General features: G+C 59.0%; 11 protein-coding genes. 4 read left to right on the top strand and 7 right to left on the bottom strand.

Going from position 1 to position 16,659, the window contains the following annotated elements; genetic code table 11:
• Positions 1-53: 53 nt before the first annotated feature.
• The 3 genes from NYE85_RS11090 to fes form a co-directional block, all read right to left on the bottom strand.
• Positions 54-3,950, bottom strand: a complete 3,897-nt coding sequence (locus NYE85_RS11090; RefSeq protein ID WP_259006306.1) for an enterobactin synthase subunit F — start codon at positions 3,948-3,950, stop codon at positions 54-56.
• Positions 3,951-4,140: 190 nt separating this feature from the next.
• Positions 4,141-4,347: an MbtH family protein gene (locus NYE85_RS11085; RefSeq protein WP_259004793.1), complete on the bottom strand. Its 207-nt coding sequence runs from the start codon at positions 4,345-4,347 to the stop codon at positions 4,141-4,143.
• Complete coding sequence (gene fes / locus NYE85_RS11080) at positions 4,322-5,707, bottom strand: enterochelin esterase (protein ID WP_259004791.1); 1,386 nt, start codon at positions 5,705-5,707, stop codon at positions 4,322-4,324. Before fes ends, NYE85_RS11085 begins: the two co-directional genes overlap by 26 nt.
• A gap of 319 nt (positions 5,708-6,026) precedes the next feature.
• Between fes and NYE85_RS11075 the strand changes: the two genes are divergently transcribed.
• Positions 6,027-8,318: a TonB-dependent siderophore receptor gene (locus tag NYE85_RS11075; RefSeq protein ID WP_259004790.1), complete on the top strand. Its 2,292-nt coding sequence runs from the start codon at positions 6,027-6,029 to the stop codon at positions 8,316-8,318.
• A gap of 157 nt (positions 8,319-8,475) precedes the next feature.
• Here the strand turns inward: NYE85_RS11075 and NYE85_RS11070 are convergent, their stop codons facing one another.
• From NYE85_RS11070 to budA, 3 genes are all read right to left on the bottom strand, one after another.
• Complete coding sequence (locus NYE85_RS11070; RefSeq protein ID WP_259004789.1) at positions 8,476-10,071, bottom strand: ABC transporter substrate-binding protein; 1,596 nt, start codon at positions 10,069-10,071, stop codon at positions 8,476-8,478.
• A 137-nt stretch (positions 10,072-10,208) separates the two neighbouring features.
• Positions 10,209-11,894 carry an acetolactate synthase AlsS gene (gene alsS / locus NYE85_RS11065; RefSeq protein ID WP_259004788.1) on the bottom strand — a complete coding sequence of 562 codons (1,686 nt, stop codon included), beginning with the start codon at positions 11,892-11,894 and terminating at the stop codon, positions 10,209-10,211.
• A gap of 66 nt (positions 11,895-11,960) precedes the next feature.
• On the bottom strand, positions 11,961-12,740 hold the full coding sequence (gene budA / locus NYE85_RS11060; RefSeq protein ID WP_259004787.1) for an acetolactate decarboxylase: 780 nt from the start codon (positions 12,738-12,740) through the stop codon (positions 11,961-11,963).
• A 392-nt stretch (positions 12,741-13,132) separates the two neighbouring features.
• On the opposite strand from budA, the gene NYE85_RS11055 reads away from it, so the two are divergent.
• Together NYE85_RS11055 and NYE85_RS11050 are read left to right on the top strand one after the other, a co-directional pair.
• Entirely contained in the window at positions 13,133-14,020 is an 888-nt protein-coding gene (locus tag NYE85_RS11055) for a LysR family transcriptional regulator (protein WP_259004786.1), read from the top strand.
• A 46-nt stretch (positions 14,021-14,066) separates the two neighbouring features.
• The gene (locus NYE85_RS11050; RefSeq protein ID WP_259004784.1) at positions 14,067-14,612 is read left to right on the top strand and encodes a nucleotidyltransferase family protein; all 546 of its coding nucleotides are present in this window, start codon (positions 14,067-14,069) and stop codon (positions 14,610-14,612) included.
• Between the two features lie 34 nt (positions 14,613-14,646).
• Here the strand turns inward: NYE85_RS11050 and NYE85_RS11045 are convergent, their stop codons facing one another.
• The gene (locus NYE85_RS11045) at positions 14,647-15,564 is read right to left on the bottom strand and encodes a LysR family transcriptional regulator (RefSeq protein ID WP_259004783.1); all 918 of its coding nucleotides are present in this window, start codon (positions 15,562-15,564) and stop codon (positions 14,647-14,649) included.
• Positions 15,565-15,659: 95 nt separating this feature from the next.
• Between NYE85_RS11045 and NYE85_RS11040 the strand changes: the two genes are divergently transcribed.
• Positions 15,660-16,637: a bile acid:sodium symporter family protein gene (locus tag NYE85_RS11040; RefSeq protein ID WP_259004781.1), complete on the top strand. Its 978-nt coding sequence runs from the start codon at positions 15,660-15,662 to the stop codon at positions 16,635-16,637.
• Positions 16,638-16,659 lie beyond the last annotated feature (22 nt).

The raw sequence follows: 16,659 nt of genomic DNA, 5'->3' as shown, positions 1-16,659 counted from the left end.
TTCAGCCCTTTTTACTGTCGGCAGGCGCACGGCTCACTCAGCGCGCAGTGGCGTTACAACGCCCGCAGCACGCGGTTGAGCAATGGTCCGAGAACCTTGAACGACGCTGGCGATACGATATCGACATGCGCGCAGTCCAGCTCGTGTACCTGCAACGTATCCACGTAGCGCGCCCAGGTTTGTTGTACATCCATCCCCTGCTGCAAAGTGCGCTTGGCGACAAACAGCGTGGCCTGCCCGCTGAAACTGGCGGTATGGGTATGGGACAACAGGCGCACCGAATCCGCGTAGTTAGCCTCGATATTGTCAAACATCGCTACCCGGGTTTCCCCCAGCGCCGGATCCAGCGTGTCTTGCGATACCGCCAGGAACTGCTCGCGTTCGCGCTGGACTTCTTTCAGCACATTGTCGTCCAGCATCACATCCCAGTTCTGGGTTTCCGGCGGATAGGTATCCAGCAGGCCGAGGAATGCCACTTCTTCGCCACGGGCCTGCAACCGCGCGGCAATCCCCTGCGCCAGCGTGCCCCCCAGCGAATAACCGATAAAGTGATACGGGCCGTGCGGCTGCACCTCCAACACCGTGGCCAGATGCGCATCGCAGACCTGATCCATGTCTTCGCTCATTGCCAGCGGACCGTCCGGCCGTGGCGATTGAATACCGACCAGTGACCAGTGCTGGTCGATATAGCGTGGCAACACGCTGAACTGCCAGGAAAAACCGGAGGCCGGATGCAGACAGAACAGCGTCGGGCCATCGGTGATGCGCAGTGGCAGCACGCGTTCGAAGCCACAACGGTCAGCCTCCTCCTGCGTGCGCTCTTGCGCCAGCAGTTGCGCCAACTGTTCCACTCTCGACGCCACCATCACCTGGCCGACCGAAACCGCTTTACCGAGATCGCGCCGCAACTCCGCCGCCAAACGCATCGCCAGCAACGAGTGGCCACCCAATGCGAAGAAGTCATCGTCGGCAAAAACCTGCTCGCGTTGCAGCAAACGGGCGAAGACCGCAGCAATAGCGCTTTCCAACCCCGGCTCCGCTGCACGCCCGGCGCTGCGGGAGCCGCTTTGCGGCTGTGGCAACGCCTTGCGATCCAGTTTGCCGTTGGCGCTCAGCGGCAGTTCGGTCATCTCTACCAGCGCGACCGGTACCATATGCGGTGGTAACAGCTCGGTCAGCGTGCTGCGCAGCGCGTCCAGCGCCAGGCTCACGCCCGGCTGCGCTACCAGATACCCTACCAACTGACGCGCATCACCGCCGGCATCCGTCGGCGTGCCGTCCAGCACCAGCGCATGGGCTACCGCCTGCTGCACCCCCGGCAACGACAGCAACGCATGGTCGATTTCGCTGAGTTCGATGCGCTGCCCGCGAATTTTCAACTGGTCGTCGCTACGGCCCAGATATTCCACTGCGCCATTCGGCAGCCAGCGTGCCACGTCGCCGGTGCGGTACATGCGACCGCCGTTGCCGAACGGATCGGCGACAAAACGGCTGGCGGTCAATTCAGGCCGCCCTAGATAGCCGTGCGCCAACTGCACGCCGGTCAGATACAGATCGCCAGCCACGCCTGGCGGCACCGGCCGCAGACGCGCATCGAGGATGCGCAAACCGGTATTCCACACCGGCAGGCCAATCGGCACGTTGGCACCGCCCACCGCCGCCAGGGACTCGCCCCAGGCCGGGTGCCAACTAACGTCCACCGCAGCCTCGGTCGGACCATACAGATTGTGCAGCGGCACGCCGGTACGGCTTTGCCACAAACGGCACAGCTCGGCCGGCAACGCCTCGCCGCTGCAAAATACCCGCCGCAGACGAGCGCACTGCGCAATCGCCTGGTCACTGTCCAGTGCGCTGACGAACGCCGCCAGCATCGACGGAACAAAATGCAGGGTAGTCACGCCATGACGCGCAATCAGTTGCTGCAACCGTTGTGGATCGCGGTGCGCCTCCGGCGGCGCCATCACCAGCTGCGCCCCCACCATCAGCGGCCAGAAGAACTCCCATACCGACACGTCGAAACTGCACGGCGTTTTCTGCAATACCACGTCGTCCGCCGTCAACGGATAGTGGTTTTGCATCCATAACAGGCGATTGACGATAGCCTGATGACCGACCAATACTCCCTTCGGCCGCCCGGTAGACCCCGAGGTAAAGATAATATAAGCCGGATGATGCGGCGTCGGCTGCTCCACCGTCACATCGGCAGCATGGTCGGCCGCCAATGGCGCATCGTACAACAGAATCTCGCCCTGGCCGGCAAAGCGCGCCCGTTGCGCCGGACTGGTGACGATCAGTCGTGGCGCGGCGTCTGCCAGCATCATACGCAGGCGCTCGTCCGGATAACCGGTATCCAGCGGTAGATAGGCGGCGCCGGCTTCGACAATCGCCATCAGCGCCAGCGACAGGAACACCGAACGCGGCAGCGCCACCGCAACGATGTCGCCCGGCCGCACGCCCTGTGCGCTCAGCTGGCGTGCCAGCGCGCTGACCTGTTGGCGGGTTTCACGGTAATTGAAGCGGAAATGCGCGTCAGACAGCGCCGGCGCGTCCGGCGTCTGGCGCGCCTGTTGCGCCAGCAGGTCGCTCAGCGTCTGCGCCGGCAGCGGATGTGCGGTGTCGTTGACGCGGCTCAACAACGCACGATCGTCGGCGGTCAGTAAATCCACCTCGCCGACCGGCAACTGCGGCTGCTCGCCGAACTGACGCATCAGCAGCGGTAGACGCTGCAAATGCGCCGCCAACTCATCGCGCTGATAACGTTCGGCATTCGCCAGCAACTCCACTTTCAATTGGCCGTTCTGGTCGATAAACAGGGCAATTTCCAGATCGCGTACCGGCCCGGAGGCCAGATCGTGGGTGATCCCGGCGATACCGTCAAAGTCGAGCTGGTAATCGAACATCTTAAAGTTGAACACCGTGCCATACAGCGGCTGGGCGTCGCCCACGTGCCCCAGATCGCGCTGCACCTGCTCCGCATCATAACGCTGGTGACGACGCAGCGTTTTCAGTTCACGACTGATTTTCGCCGCAGCATCGGCCAAGGTGGCCTGCGGATCGAGGTGCATTTCCATCGGTAATACGTTAATCACCGGCCCGGTGGCGCACAGCGCGGCAGATCCGGTACGGCGCATAAAGATAAATCCGGCGCTGAAGCTCGGCTGGCCGCTGAGGCGCGACACCCACAGCGCCAACAGGGCGATCGCCATGTCCGCCGCATTCAGCCGCTGCTCGCGTCCTGCGTCCACCAGCGGCGCGAACGCCGCCGCCGAACAGTGCTGGCTAAGACGATGAATACGGGTGGTCGGCACCTGCCCCGCCAGCGGTTGCGCGCACAGCGTGGCCGCCGGCGGCAGTTGGCCTGCCTTATTGCGCCAGAAGTCGGCGTCACGCTGCCAGCCGGCGGACTGACGGTAAGCCTGATATTCGGCCACCACGTCGCCAAATGGCGTAAACGGCGTAGGTTCCATTGGTTGGTCATGGCGCAAACGGCTATAGATATTGGCGATTCGCCGGGCAATGGCGGTAAAGCTAAAGCCATCCACCAGCAGGTGGTGATAGCGCTGATACCAGTACCAGCGGCGCTCCGCCACCCGCATCAGAAGATGACGATACAGCGGTTTTCCGCTGCTGACGCGCAGTTCGCCGGCAAGATCGCGCTGCATCAGCGCGGCGGCGGCGGCCTCGGGATCCGCCGAGGTGGTCAGATCGAGACATTCTGGCGCGTCAATCGCCATGCCCGCATCAAACGATTGCAGCGGCACCCCGTCGCGCTCGTCAAAACGCAGTCGCAGGGTGTCCACTTCGTTCAATCCCAATGCGATGGCGCGCAGCAAACAGGCGTGATCCAGCTCGCCGTCAAGCTCAATATAATGTGCTACCGCATAGGCATTGCCATGCGGTGAAATCTGATCGGCAACCCAAATACCCGGTTGCGCCGCGACCAATGGCATGTCGACGCACAGCGCGTGGTCGCTCGGTAAAGTTGATGTTTCTGACACCGTACTGATTCCTATGGTTGATATACCCTGACTGCTGGGAACAGCATCGAGACGGCAATGAAAGCCATCCCATCAAGGTGCAAACAGTCGCCGAACGGGGCAAAACCGGCAGGCCGCTTACGATACGACGGGCATCAGCCCGTCACGCCTGACGCTGTGATGCGGGCCGCATATCCTGCCAATTCTCTTCCAGCCAGCTGACGCACTGCGCGCGCGGCGCCGGGCCGAATACGCTGCACCAGCCGGGCGGTAGCGGACAGAAATCCGGCCATAGGCTGTATTGCTGCTCGGCGTTACGCACAATCAGGCAACATTGTTGTGGATCATCGAACGGGTTCAGGGTTTCCATCACGGGCTCCTTGCATCATCCCAGAAGTGGCAATAGGTGTGGCCTGGTGGCCGGTAACAAACGGCTCGCGCCAGTGGGCCTGCAAACCGTCGAGCAGGCCACCGCGCCAGCACAGCGCGTCATGGCCGCCAGCTACCGCCCGATACTGCACCCGGTGCCCGGCCTGGCTCAGCAGCGTCGCCATCTGGCCGCTGACCTGATGCACCAGCGGTTCATGCACCCCGGCTTCCATAAATACCTTCAACTCGCCATGATTGCCGAGGCCGTTTTCAACCTGGCGTATCAGCCAGCAGGCGTCTTCCGGCGGGGTAGGCAGTTGCAGCATGTCGCGTCGCGGCCACCAGAAAGAACCGGACTGGCCGATCACCGCACCAAAACGCTGTGGCCAGTTCAGGCCGGCATACAGGGCAGCGAGACCGCCAAAACTCTGACCGGCAACCACCGTGCTGGCAGCATCCGCGCGGTGCGGCGCCCATTCGGCCAGCTGCGGCATCAGCTCTTCCTGCAATGCCAGCCAGAACGCCGAATTACAACCAAGCTCGCGACTGCGGTGTTGCAGATCGATAATATCGATCAGCACATACACCGCAGCAGGCAACTGCCCCTGCTGGGTCAGTTTCATCAGCGGATCCCACACCGGCATCTGCTGCGCCCAAAACTGACCGTCGAGCAATATCGCCAGCGGTCGCTGCGCCGGATTGTTGTCGCCGGTGGTGTAGACCCAGACGTTGCGGCTATTGCCAAGGCGCTGGCTATGCCAGGTATGACGTTGCAGATGCGCCGGTGGCGCCGGCACGCAGCGGGCGCTGGCTACCTCATAGTTGTCGAAATCATGCCAGGCCGGCTGCGGTGGCGCTGACGGCATATGCAGCCCGGAAACCACGTTGCCGCCGGCGCTGCGCCAGGAGCGGTAAGGATTCAACAGATCGTGCGTGGCGCTGGCAAACACCTGATGCCACCAGTGACGCATCGCGTGCATCATGGCGTACGCGTCGCCGCCTTCTGCCCGCAACGGACGATGGTCCAGACAGGGAATAAAACAGTAGCTACCGCGCCAGTCGGCGCTCAATTCGGTTTGCCAGTACCACACGTCGCTACCACTCAGGCGTTGCAGGCTCTGTGGCGGATTCGGCTGATGGTGGTCAGTCAGGCAATTGATGTTGATCCAGACGCGCTGGTGGGCTGAAGTGATCTCGCATCCCTGGGGATCGCGCCACAAAAACGTTACCTTCCATCGGCCATTGTCACTCGGTTCCACCAGCGGCGTACCGCGTCGGGCAATGTCCAGCCACCAGCCATGGCTCCCTGCATGCTTGCTTGCTAATAACGTACTGCTTGCGGACTGCTGTTCAGTTTTCAAGACACCTACTCACTTGGTAGTTGGCATAACGGGTTAGGTGACAGCGGATAGCGGCTGACGCTCTATCGTATGCAAACGAACGGTATGGCGAATACTATTGATAATTATTTTCATTTGCAATAGTGTGTAAAGGCTCGTAAAGAAGGCAGGTATTCTTCAACAGGGACGGGTACCTGGATTTGTAGCGGATCGGCTGCTGGTCGCGTCTCCGGCGTAGTCAGATCCACACCATAAACGACGATATAAAAACGACAACCGGCTCCCCCTGCCGGCTTCAGCGCTGGCGCACGGGGGCGACAACACGGTAGGAAATCAAAAAATGACTCGCAAGTTATCTCGTTATTCCCTAGCCACACTCCTCGGGTTAGGATTAGGCACGTCCGCAATTGGACATGCCGCACAGCAAACCGAGCCCGCCGACCAGGCGCAAGCCACCGGCGTCAGCAGCAATCACCAGGAAAACCCCGCCGAAGACACCATTCTGGTCACCGCCGCCAAGCAGAACCTGCAGGCGCCCGGGGTTTCCACCATCACCGCCGCCGAAATCAAAAAACGTCCACCGGCGCGTGACATCAATGAACTGATTCGCACCATGCCGGGCGTTAACCTGACCGGCAACTCCACCAGCGGCCAGCGCGGCAACAACCGCCAGATCGATATCCGCGGCATGGGGCCGGAAAACACCCTGATCCTGATCGACGGCAAACCGGCCTCCAGTCGCAACTCGGTGCGCCAGGGGTGGCGCGGCGAGCGTGATACACGCGGCGACACCGCCTGGGTACCGCCGGAAATGATCGAGCGCATCGAAGTGCTGCGCGGCCCTGCGGCAGCGCGTTACGGTAACGGCGCTGCGGGTGGCGTGGTCAACATCATCACCAAGAAACAGGCACAAGAGTTGCACGGCGCGTTGAATGCCTATTTCAACGTGCCGCAGCACAAGCAGGAAGGTGCCACCAAACGTACCGACTTCAGCCTCTCCGGCCCGCTGAGCGACACCCTGAGCTTCCGCCTGTTCGGCGGCTATAGCAAAACGCAGGCCGACGCCTGGGACATCAACCAGGGCCACCAGTCGGAGCGCGCCGGTATTTATTCCGACAGCCTGCCGGCCGGGCGCGAAGGGGTGATCGACAAGAATATCGACGCCCTGCTGCACTGGGATTTCGCCTACCTGCAATCGCTGGAGTTTGAGTACGGCTACGGCCGTCAAGGTAACCTGTACGCCGGCGATACCCAGAACACCAATAGCAATAATCTGGTAAAAAGCATGTACGGCGAAGAAACCAACCGTATGTACCGTGAAACCTACTCCGTGAAATATCAAGGGGCCTGGGACAACGGGGTCAGCACCAACAACTACGTACAGTACGAGAACACCCGTAATACGCGCCTGAACGAAGGTCTGGCCGGCGGTACCGAAGGGATCTTCAGTGAAAAAGATGAAGGTTACAGCAACAGCGATCTCGATGATGTGCTGTTGCACAGTGAAATCAGCCTGCCTTTCGATATGTGGGTACCACAAACCGCCACCTTCGGTGCCGAATGGAACCAGCAGAAGATGAAAAGCAGCTCGGTGGTCAGCCAGGCGCTGCAAGGCGGCGACATTGACGGCATCGCCAGTGCAGATCGTAGCCCCTACTCTTCTGCGCGTATCTTCTCGCTGTTTGCCGAAGACAATATCGAACTGACCGATACCACCATGCTGACGCCGGGCATGCGCTACGATCGACACTCGGTTTCCGGCGATAACTGGAGCCCGTCACTCAACCTGTCGCAGGAATTGGGAGAGTACTTCACGCTGAAAATGGGCATTGCGCGCGCTTACAAAGCGCCTAACCTGTTCCAGACCAATGAGAATTACGTGCTGTACAGCAAAGGTCAGGGCTGCGCCAACAGTTCATCGGGCATCGGCTGTTACCTGGTTGGCAACGATAGCTTGAAAGCGGAAAACAGCGTTAACAAAGAGATCGGGCTGGAGTTCCATAACGGCGGCTGGCTGGCCGGCGTGACCTACTTCCGCAACGACTACCGCAACAAGATTGAAGCCGGTTACACGCCGGTCGGCCAGACCAGCAACGGTAAAACCGATATCTATCGCTGGGAAAACGTGCCCAAGGCGGTAGTTCAAGGGCTGGAAGGTACGCTGAACATCCCGGTCAGCGACACCATTGCCTGGACCAACAACGCCACCTATATGATCGAGAACGAGAACAAAACCACCGGTGATTACCTGTCGGTGATCCCGAAGTTCACCATCAACTCGACGCTGAGCTGGCAGGCCACGGAAGATCTGTCGATGCAGTCGACTCTGACCTGGTATGGCCGCCAGAAACCGAAGAAGTACAACTATAAAGGGGAACCGACCCGCGGCACGGAAACCCGTGAGGTCAGTCCGTATGCCATCGTTGGCGCCAGCGCCACCTATGCGCTGAGCAAAAACGTTGACGTCACCGCCGGCATCGAAAACCTGTTCGACAAACGTCAGTTCCGTGCTGGCAACGCGCAAAACGTCGGCAACCCGACCACCGGCGCGATCAATATCGCTGGCGCCGGCGCCGCGACCTATAACGAACCGGGCCGCACCTACTATTTAAGCCTCAATACCCACTTCTGACGGTTGATTGCAAAAGAGGAATAGTAAAAGCCGGTCGGGCCACCGACCGGCTTTTTTACTGGCTAGCGGCAAGCAACAGGATCCCTGGCAACGGCGCGAACCCTGGCAGCGTAACGGTTTGGCAACCAGCGTCGCCAACCGTCAACCCGCGGCTGGTTCACTCTTCCAGCGACACCTGCTTGAAAATATGCTTGCCGAACGGATCGATTTCATACCCTTTCACCTCGTTACGCACCGGTTCAAAAATGGTCGAATGTGCAATCATCAACGCTGGCATCTGCTGATGCATCATTACCTGCGCCTGTTGGTACATCTCTACCCGTTTGGCATGGTCGGTTTCTTTACGCGCCTGCAGGATCAACCGATCAAACGGCGGGTAGCACCATTTGGCCGAGTTTGAACCGCCGTTGGCGGAAACGCAGGTAAACAGCGGACCAAAGAAATTGTCAGGGTCACCGTTGGCCGTGGTCCAGCCCATCAACGCGGTCTGGTGCTCGCCATTCTTGATACGCTGCAGATATTCCCCCCATTCGAAGGTCACAATCGTGGCGCGCACGCCGATCTTCGCCCAGTCGGACTGGATCATCTCCGCCATGCGCTTGGCGTTCGGGTTGTAGGGGCGCTGTACCGGCATCGCCCATAAATCAATGGCGAAGCCCTGCCCTAAGCCGGCTTCCTGTAACAGTCGTCGGGCGGTTTCCGGCGAATAAGGATAATCCTCAAGCGCCGCATTGCTGCCCCATTGGGTCGGCGGCAGCAGGTTTTTTGCCGGCTGGCCGGCGCCGTGGAATACCGCCTCGAGGATCGCCGGTTTGTTCACCGCCAATGCCAGCGCCTGGCGAACCTTGACGTTATCCAGCGGTTTTTTCTGAGTGTTAAACGCCAGAAAACCGATGTTCAAGCCTGACTTTTCCATCACCGTAATGTTGTTATCCGCCCGCATGCGCACCAGATCGGCCGGATTTGGGAACGGCATCACCTGGCATTCGTTTTTCTGCAATTTGGCATAGCGCACCGCCGCATCCGGGGTGATCGAAAACACCAGCCGGTCGATCTGCGGCTTGCCTTCCCAGTAGCCGTCGAACGCTTTATAGAGGATTTTTGCGTCATGCTGATATTGCAGCAACTGGAACGGCCCGGTGCCAATGGGGTCGTTATCCACCCGCTGCGGGGTGCCGGCCTTTAGCATCGCATCGGCATATTCGGCGGAGAGAATGGTGGCAAAATACATGCCCAAATCGGCAATGAACGGCGCTTCGGCGCGCGAAAGCTCAAAGCGCACCGTATGCTCGTCAACCTTGACTATCGCGTTGATCAGACTGCCAAACTCCATAGATTCAAAGTTGGTGTAAGCACCGTTGGATACCTTGTGATAAGGATGTTGGGGATCTTTTTGCCGCATGAACGAAAAGATCACGTCGTCAGCGTTAAAGTTGCGGGTCGGCGTGAAGTACTTATTGCTGTGGAACCTGACCCCCTGACGTAGGTGAAATGTGTAGTTTTTGCCGTCAGCACTGACCTCCCAGCGTTCCGCCAGGCTGGGCTGCAATTCCACGGTGCCGGTTTTAAAATCAACCAGCCGGTTGTAAATCGCCGCCGAACTGGCGTCTACCGTGGTGCCGGAGGTAAACAACTGCGGATTGAAACCTTCCGGCGACCCTTCAGAACAAAACACCAGCGTTTTGGCCTGTATGCTGCCGGCGGTCGCCAGCGCCAACAGAGCCAAGGTAAATCTTACTTTTATGCTCGTCATCTCGTTTCCCCAGTGGTATCCCAACGGTTACCAATAAAACAGGGAGTTAGTGAAGTAAAGCATAAATATTGAGCAAGCAAAATTGCACGGGAAAGCGGGATAATGCCCTCTCGGCGCTGGAGAGGGCATCGTGCGGCTTAAATCAGCTGACTGAAGTTCATTTGTTCCATCAGCCGGTAGTTATCAGCATAATCTACCGGGATCGCCACCACCACCGGCCCCTGGATTTCCATTGCCTTACGCAACATTGGCCGCAGTTCCTCGACCTTCTGCACCGCAAAGCCGACCGCACCACAGGATTCCGCATAGGCTTTGAAATCGATCGGGCCAAATTCCACGCCGGATTTGCGCCGGTATTTATTCAACTCCTGCATTTCCACCATGTTATAAGCGTTGTCGACCCAGATAACGTGCACGATATTGGCATTAAGCCGTACTGCGGTTTCCAGCTCCATGCTCGATTGCATAAAGCCGCCGTCGCCGGAAATCGACAGCACTTTATCACCGGGCCGCACCAGTGCGGTACCAATCGCCCACGGCAGCGCGACGCCCATGGTTTGCTGACCGTTGGAAATCAACAGCTGTCGTGCGCGGAAGCTGTAAAGATAACGCGCGATCCAGATGTGAAAACTGCCCATATCGACGCACAGCGTGACGTCGTCGCTGACGATATCCTGCAGTTCCTTGACGATGCGCAGCGGATGGATCGGCATGCCGTCCCGTCGCGCCGCACGCTCCGCCAACTCGGTACGCTGACGCCCCAGATCGGCCAGAATGGTCTCTACTGCCGGCGGGATCATCAGTGCGCCTGCAAATCTTTCGGTCATCGCATTAATGGTGGCGCTGATGTTGCCAACCAGCTCAATGTCGGGGCGATAACAGGTATCGATATCCGCCGGTTGCACGTCGATGTGCACCAGTTTCAATCGGCGCTGACTGTTCCACATGCAGGGATCGTATTCAATCGGGCCGTAACCGACACTGACCACCAAATCCGCCTGCTGCAACAGTTGGTCCGCCGGCTGGTTGTTGAACAGCCCGACGCGACCGGCAAAACGCGCAAAATGGTTGACGTCGATCACCCCGGCGGCCTGATAGGTGCCGACTACCGGCATACGGGTACGGGACAGCAACTGACGCACCGCGTCGCTGTTTTCCGGCCGGCTGGCCTGCAGGCCAAGCAACAGCACCGGACATTTGGCCTGCTGAATCAACGTTACCGCGTCCTGAATGTCGTCGCCGGCTGCCGCCCCCAGGTGTGGTACCCGGCAGCCGGCCAATACCGGTGCGCTGACCGGTTCGTTGACGATATCCATTGGCAGGCTGACAAATGCCGCCCCCGGACGACCAAACTCGGCGGTACGAAACGCGTTGGCAATCACTTCTGAAATCGCCGAACCGGCGTGCACTTCGGCGCAATATTTGGTCACCGGGCGGAACATGCTGACGGTGTCCATGCTCTGGTGAGTCTGCTTAAGATTGTCGGCGCGTTTGACCGCGCCACCTAATGCCACCACCGCATCGCCTTCCGAAGTGGCCGTCGCCAGACCGGTGATCAGGTTGGAACTCCCCGGCCCGGAAGTCACCAATGCCACCCCGGCCTTACCGGTCAGGCGCCCCACCGCCGCCGCCATAAACGCAGCGTTGGCCTCATGCCGCACTACCACGGTCTGAATCGACGCTGTATCTTCCAGCGAGTCGAACACCCGGTCAATTTTGGCACCCGGGATACCAAATACGTGTTTCACCCCCTGCGCCTCAAGATTCTTCACCACCAGATCGGCACCGCATTGCCAGTTTTCGTCCGTATTTAGCTTACTCATGGTTCCACCTCATAAACAAAAAAACGCCTACCGCAGAATCAACCGCCAGCACGGCGGCGGGCCCGTTTAGCCTTCGGCAGAACGAATGGCGCGATCCAAATCCTCGGGACAGAGGTTGGTGCGCAGAAAATCCGCATCATGCGGCAATTGGAGATTGAGACGCGTAATAACGCCAAATTGCAGGCGACCGTGGTCGAGCTGGTAATCAAGCACGTGTCCGCCACCGCTGCGATCGTCGGTGACGAAATGTTCGTGGTAACCGGCTACGCCAATACCCTGCATATAGTCCGGCGAGCGGAAGCCGACCAGCGTGCCGCGACGCCGCCGAAAGGCAAAGGTTGGCTGCGCTTCAATGGCTTCGAGCATCGGTTTGTAAGGCCGCTGCTGGCGCGGTACGGTGCGGGTTTCCAGGTGGTTGAATTCACCGTCGACGCGCAGTGCGCAGAACAGGTTGGGTGATGCCACCTGTTCATCAATGCATTGGTGCAATTGGTCTTTGGTGATCGGTCGGTCGAAATGTTGGGTAACGCTCGGTTTGAAAAAGGTCACTACCGCAAACGGCGTTTTTTGCTCAGGGTTGGCTGGACGAGCGCTGCCGTCGGCGCGCAGCTGGTGAATCTCTCGATCAAAGGCGATCAGTTCACCGTCCAGATGGTTGAAGGTACCAAGGCCGAAATCACCGTGGCGTAACAGTTCGGCAATGGTGACGTCTCCCTCGTACACCCCGCCAATCAGCGCGCTCATTAGTGAGATCTGGTAAATTTCCCCTTCACCGATGCTCGCCGACTGTCTGGCAAAGCCCTGCGCCAGATGCTGCGCACAGGCACACTCATGGATATGGTTCATGCAATACTCCTCCACCAGCGCGAATGGACTGCCTTCGCGCATGCAAATATGTTGCCGTAGAAGTTTCGTGTTGTAACGATTCAGCTAAGTGCAACAAAAAACCGGTCACCGGGACCGAGACAGTGGCAAAAAAACAATTAGTTATAAATACTAATCATTATTATCACGCTACCGTCTATTCGAACGCGATATCTGGTGTTGGAGAAAACGCAACCGAGTGCAAAAATACACGGTCAAAAATGTCTGTATGCACAAGGTGTTTATCTATTTTCAGGATAGTGCATCCAGCAGAACAATCGCCAAGGCGACCGCTGACAGAGCAAAGAGTATCGCCGGTGCACCAAACTGAGAACCCGGTATTCATAAGAAACGCTTTTGCATATAATGCAAAGATGAATGATGCCCAATACGTTGAACACTTGCCGATTTTTCTTGAGATCGCTCAGCAAGGCAGCTTTTCTGCCGCCGCCCGCAAACTGGGTATGGTGCCCTCGTCGCTGGTACGGCATATCGATGCGCTGGAGGAGCAGCTCGGCGTAGTGCTGTTTATCCGCTCTACCCGCGGCCTGATACTGACCGACGCCGGCGATCTGCTGACAAATCGCGCCGCTGCCCTGCAGGCGGATATTCTTGCCGTGCGGGCCGAACTCACCGCGCTGAACGCAGCGCCACAGGGTGTGCTGCGCATCAGTTGTCTGCCGACCTTTGGCAAAACCACGCTGTTGCCACTGTTGCCAACGCTGACGCGGCGCCACCCCAAACTGTCGGTAGAACTGGATCTTACTGAACGGCAAACCTATCCGAAGCAGGAACTGCTGGACGCCGCCGTACGCATCGGCGAACAGAAAGACAGCACGCTGTACGCCAGCCGCATCGGCACCCAGCGCTGGGTGATGTGCGCCAGTGCGGACTATGTCGCACGTTTCGGCCAGCCTGATAGCCTGTCGGCGTTGACGCAACATCGGCTGATTGCCCGCTTCCACAAGCAACAACCTGCATGCTGGGCACAAATTCTCGATGCGCCATTACTAAACCGTTGCCACATCGTGCTGCGCTGCGATGACTTTACCGCCCAGCGGCAGGCGGCGCTCTGCGGTATGGGTATTACCTTTCTGCCCAACTGGGTAGTTGGTGCTGATATACAGGCCGGCCGTCTGCTGGCACTGATGGACGATCCGCGAGGCGAAGAACAGGCCATTTACCTGATGCGACCGGTGGCGAAAATCTCTGCCAGGCTGGCGGCGTTGATTTCTTTATTGCCAAAAAATATCGGACAGTAACCTGATGCCAGTCACGTGGTAGAGTAGCGCCAGCAAAGGAGACGCTATGAGCCAGCAACAACAGATTATCGAGTGGTTACAACAGGATGCGCAACGTATGGCCGCGCTGCGCACCGTGCGCCGTCTCGGCCTCAACGACTGGTGCCTGGGCGCCGGTTTTGTACGCAATCTGGTATGGGACCGGCGTCACGGCCATGCCGCTGCCACGCCGTTGAACGATATTGACGTGATTCATTTCGACGCCGCGCGCCCGCAGGCGGAACGCGACAGAATGCTGGAGGCCCGCTTGCAGCAATGGCTGCCGCAGCCATGGTCGGTAAAAAACCAGGCGCGCATGCATCAACGCTGCGGCCGCGCGCCATATCGCGACAGCGAAGACGCCATCAGCTTCTGGCCCGAAATAGAAACGGCGGTTGGCGCACGGCTAAACGCCGATGACAGCATCATGTTGATCGCCCCCTTTGGCCTGCAGGCGTTGTTCAGCGACAGCGTGACCTTCAATGCCAAAAGCGGCGATGCCACGGCGTTTCAACAGCGGCTGGCGGCCAAACGCTGGCTGCAGCTGTGGCCTCGGCTACGGGTGATTGACTAAGCCTCGTTCTCCCGCCCTCGATGTCGACAGTGTCCTATCCGGCCGGATCCCCGCGCAGCTGTTGCAACAGCGCCGCCTGCTGTTGTACTACCTGCCAGATGGCGTCGGCCGCCGGCGACAGCGAACGATTTTTACGCCGTACCAGCATCAGCGCACGGTTGATCTCCGGTTGCATCCGCTTGACCCGCAGTTGGCCGCCTTCCGGCAGCGGTAACGCCAGAGCCGGAAAAATACTGATGCCAATCCCCGCCGCCACCATCGGGAACAGCGTAGCCGGGTGGCCGATTTCCTGCACCACCTCAACGCTGATCCCTTGCTGGCGAAGCGCGCTGTCGATCAGTGGCCGACTGCCAGAGGCATAATCCTGCAACACCAGTCGACACCCGTTTAACTCCTCCCACGGCACCGACGCCAAGTCGGCAAAGCGGTGATCGTCGCGGCACAGCAATAAAAATGGCTCGTGCAGAATCGGCTCACACTGCAGATCCACCGCCTGTAGCGGATCAACCACGATGCCAAAATCCACTTCGGCATTACGCACGCTGTGCAACACCGACTGCTGTGCCTGATCGCGCAACAGAATGCGGATGTCCGGATACTGCCGTTCACCGGCGGCGATGCATTGCGGCATCAGATGTGCCGAAATGGTCTGGCTCGAGGCTACCCGCACCGTACCGCTGCGCTGCACGCCGAAACTGCGCGCATCCAGCAGCGCCGCCTGCAGATCGTCCAATAGGCGTTCAACCCGGTTCGCCAAGCGCTGCCCGGCATCGGTTAACACCACTTCCCGCGTGGTACGATCGAGCAGGCGTACGCCGATTTCCGCCTCCAGCTCTTTTACGCTGTGGCTGACGGCCGACTGGGTCAGGCCGATCGCCTCCCCGGCACGGCTAAAACTGCCGTGGTGGGCAATGGCGACAAATACCTTGAGCTGCTTGAGTGAGTAATTCATGCGTAATATTCATAAATGAATTAAATAAATCAATTTTATTATTATATGTCGCCGCGAGAGAATATCCCCATGATAGTTATCACGAGAACGCCGAAATGAGATTTTTACCCGATCGTTTTACTCTAACGCTGCTCGTCACCGTGTTGCTGGCATCGTTTCTGCCGGCACGCGGCGAGTTTGTCGGCTGGCTGAATAGCCTGACGATTGCCGCCATTGCGCTGTTGTTTTTCATGCATGGCGCCAAGCTGTCACGCGAAGCGATCCTCGCCGGCAGCAGCAACTGGCGTTTGCATCTGTGGGTGATGTTTAGCACCTTCATCATCTTCCCGCTGCTCGGCGTGCTGTTCAAATGGTGGTCGCCGGTCGACGTCAGCCCGCAACTGTACGACGGTTTTATCTATCTGTGCATTTTGCCGGCCACCGTGCAGTCGGCTATCGCCTTCACCTCGCTGGCCGGTGGCAACGTCGCGGCCGCGGTGTGCAGCGCCTCGGCCTCCAGTCTACTGGGGATTTTCGTTTCGCCGCTGCTGGTTGGCCTGTTGATGAACGTACATGGGGAAACCGGCAGCCTGCAACAGGTCGGTACGATCGTACTGCAACTGCTGGTGCCGTTCGTTGCCGGCCATCTGTCGCGCCCGCTGATTGGCAAGTGGATTGAACGCAACCGTAAGCTGATCGGCAAAACTGACCAGACTTCGATCTTGCTGGTGGTGTATGCCGCCTTCAGCGAAGCGGTGACGCACGGCATATGGCAGCAGGTGGGGATCGGCTCACTGGCGTTTATCGTCGCCGTCAGTACCCTCCTGCTGACCATCGTGCTGGTGATGAATATCACCATGGCGCGCCGGCTGGGGTTCAGCAAGGCAGATGAGGTGGCAATCGTATTCTGTGGTTCGAAGAAGAGCCTGGCCAATGGCATCCCAATGGCCAACATCCTGTTTCCGGCGGCTACGGTGGGTATTATGGTGCTGCCGCTGATGGTGTTCCATCAGGTGCAGTTGATGACCTGCGCGGTATTGGCACGGCGCTACCAGAAGAAACAGCAACGTCAACAACAGGCACAAACCGTCTGAGACGGCGGCGGTGGGGAGCCAC

Origin of the sequence: Serratia sp. AKBS12, assembly GCF_024793895.1 — a bacterium.
Classification (GTDB): Bacteria; Pseudomonadota; Gammaproteobacteria; order Enterobacterales; family Enterobacteriaceae; genus Serratia_F.
The sequence above is the reverse complement of the archived record's forward strand: the minus strand, read 5'-3'. Positions and strand labels throughout refer to the sequence as shown.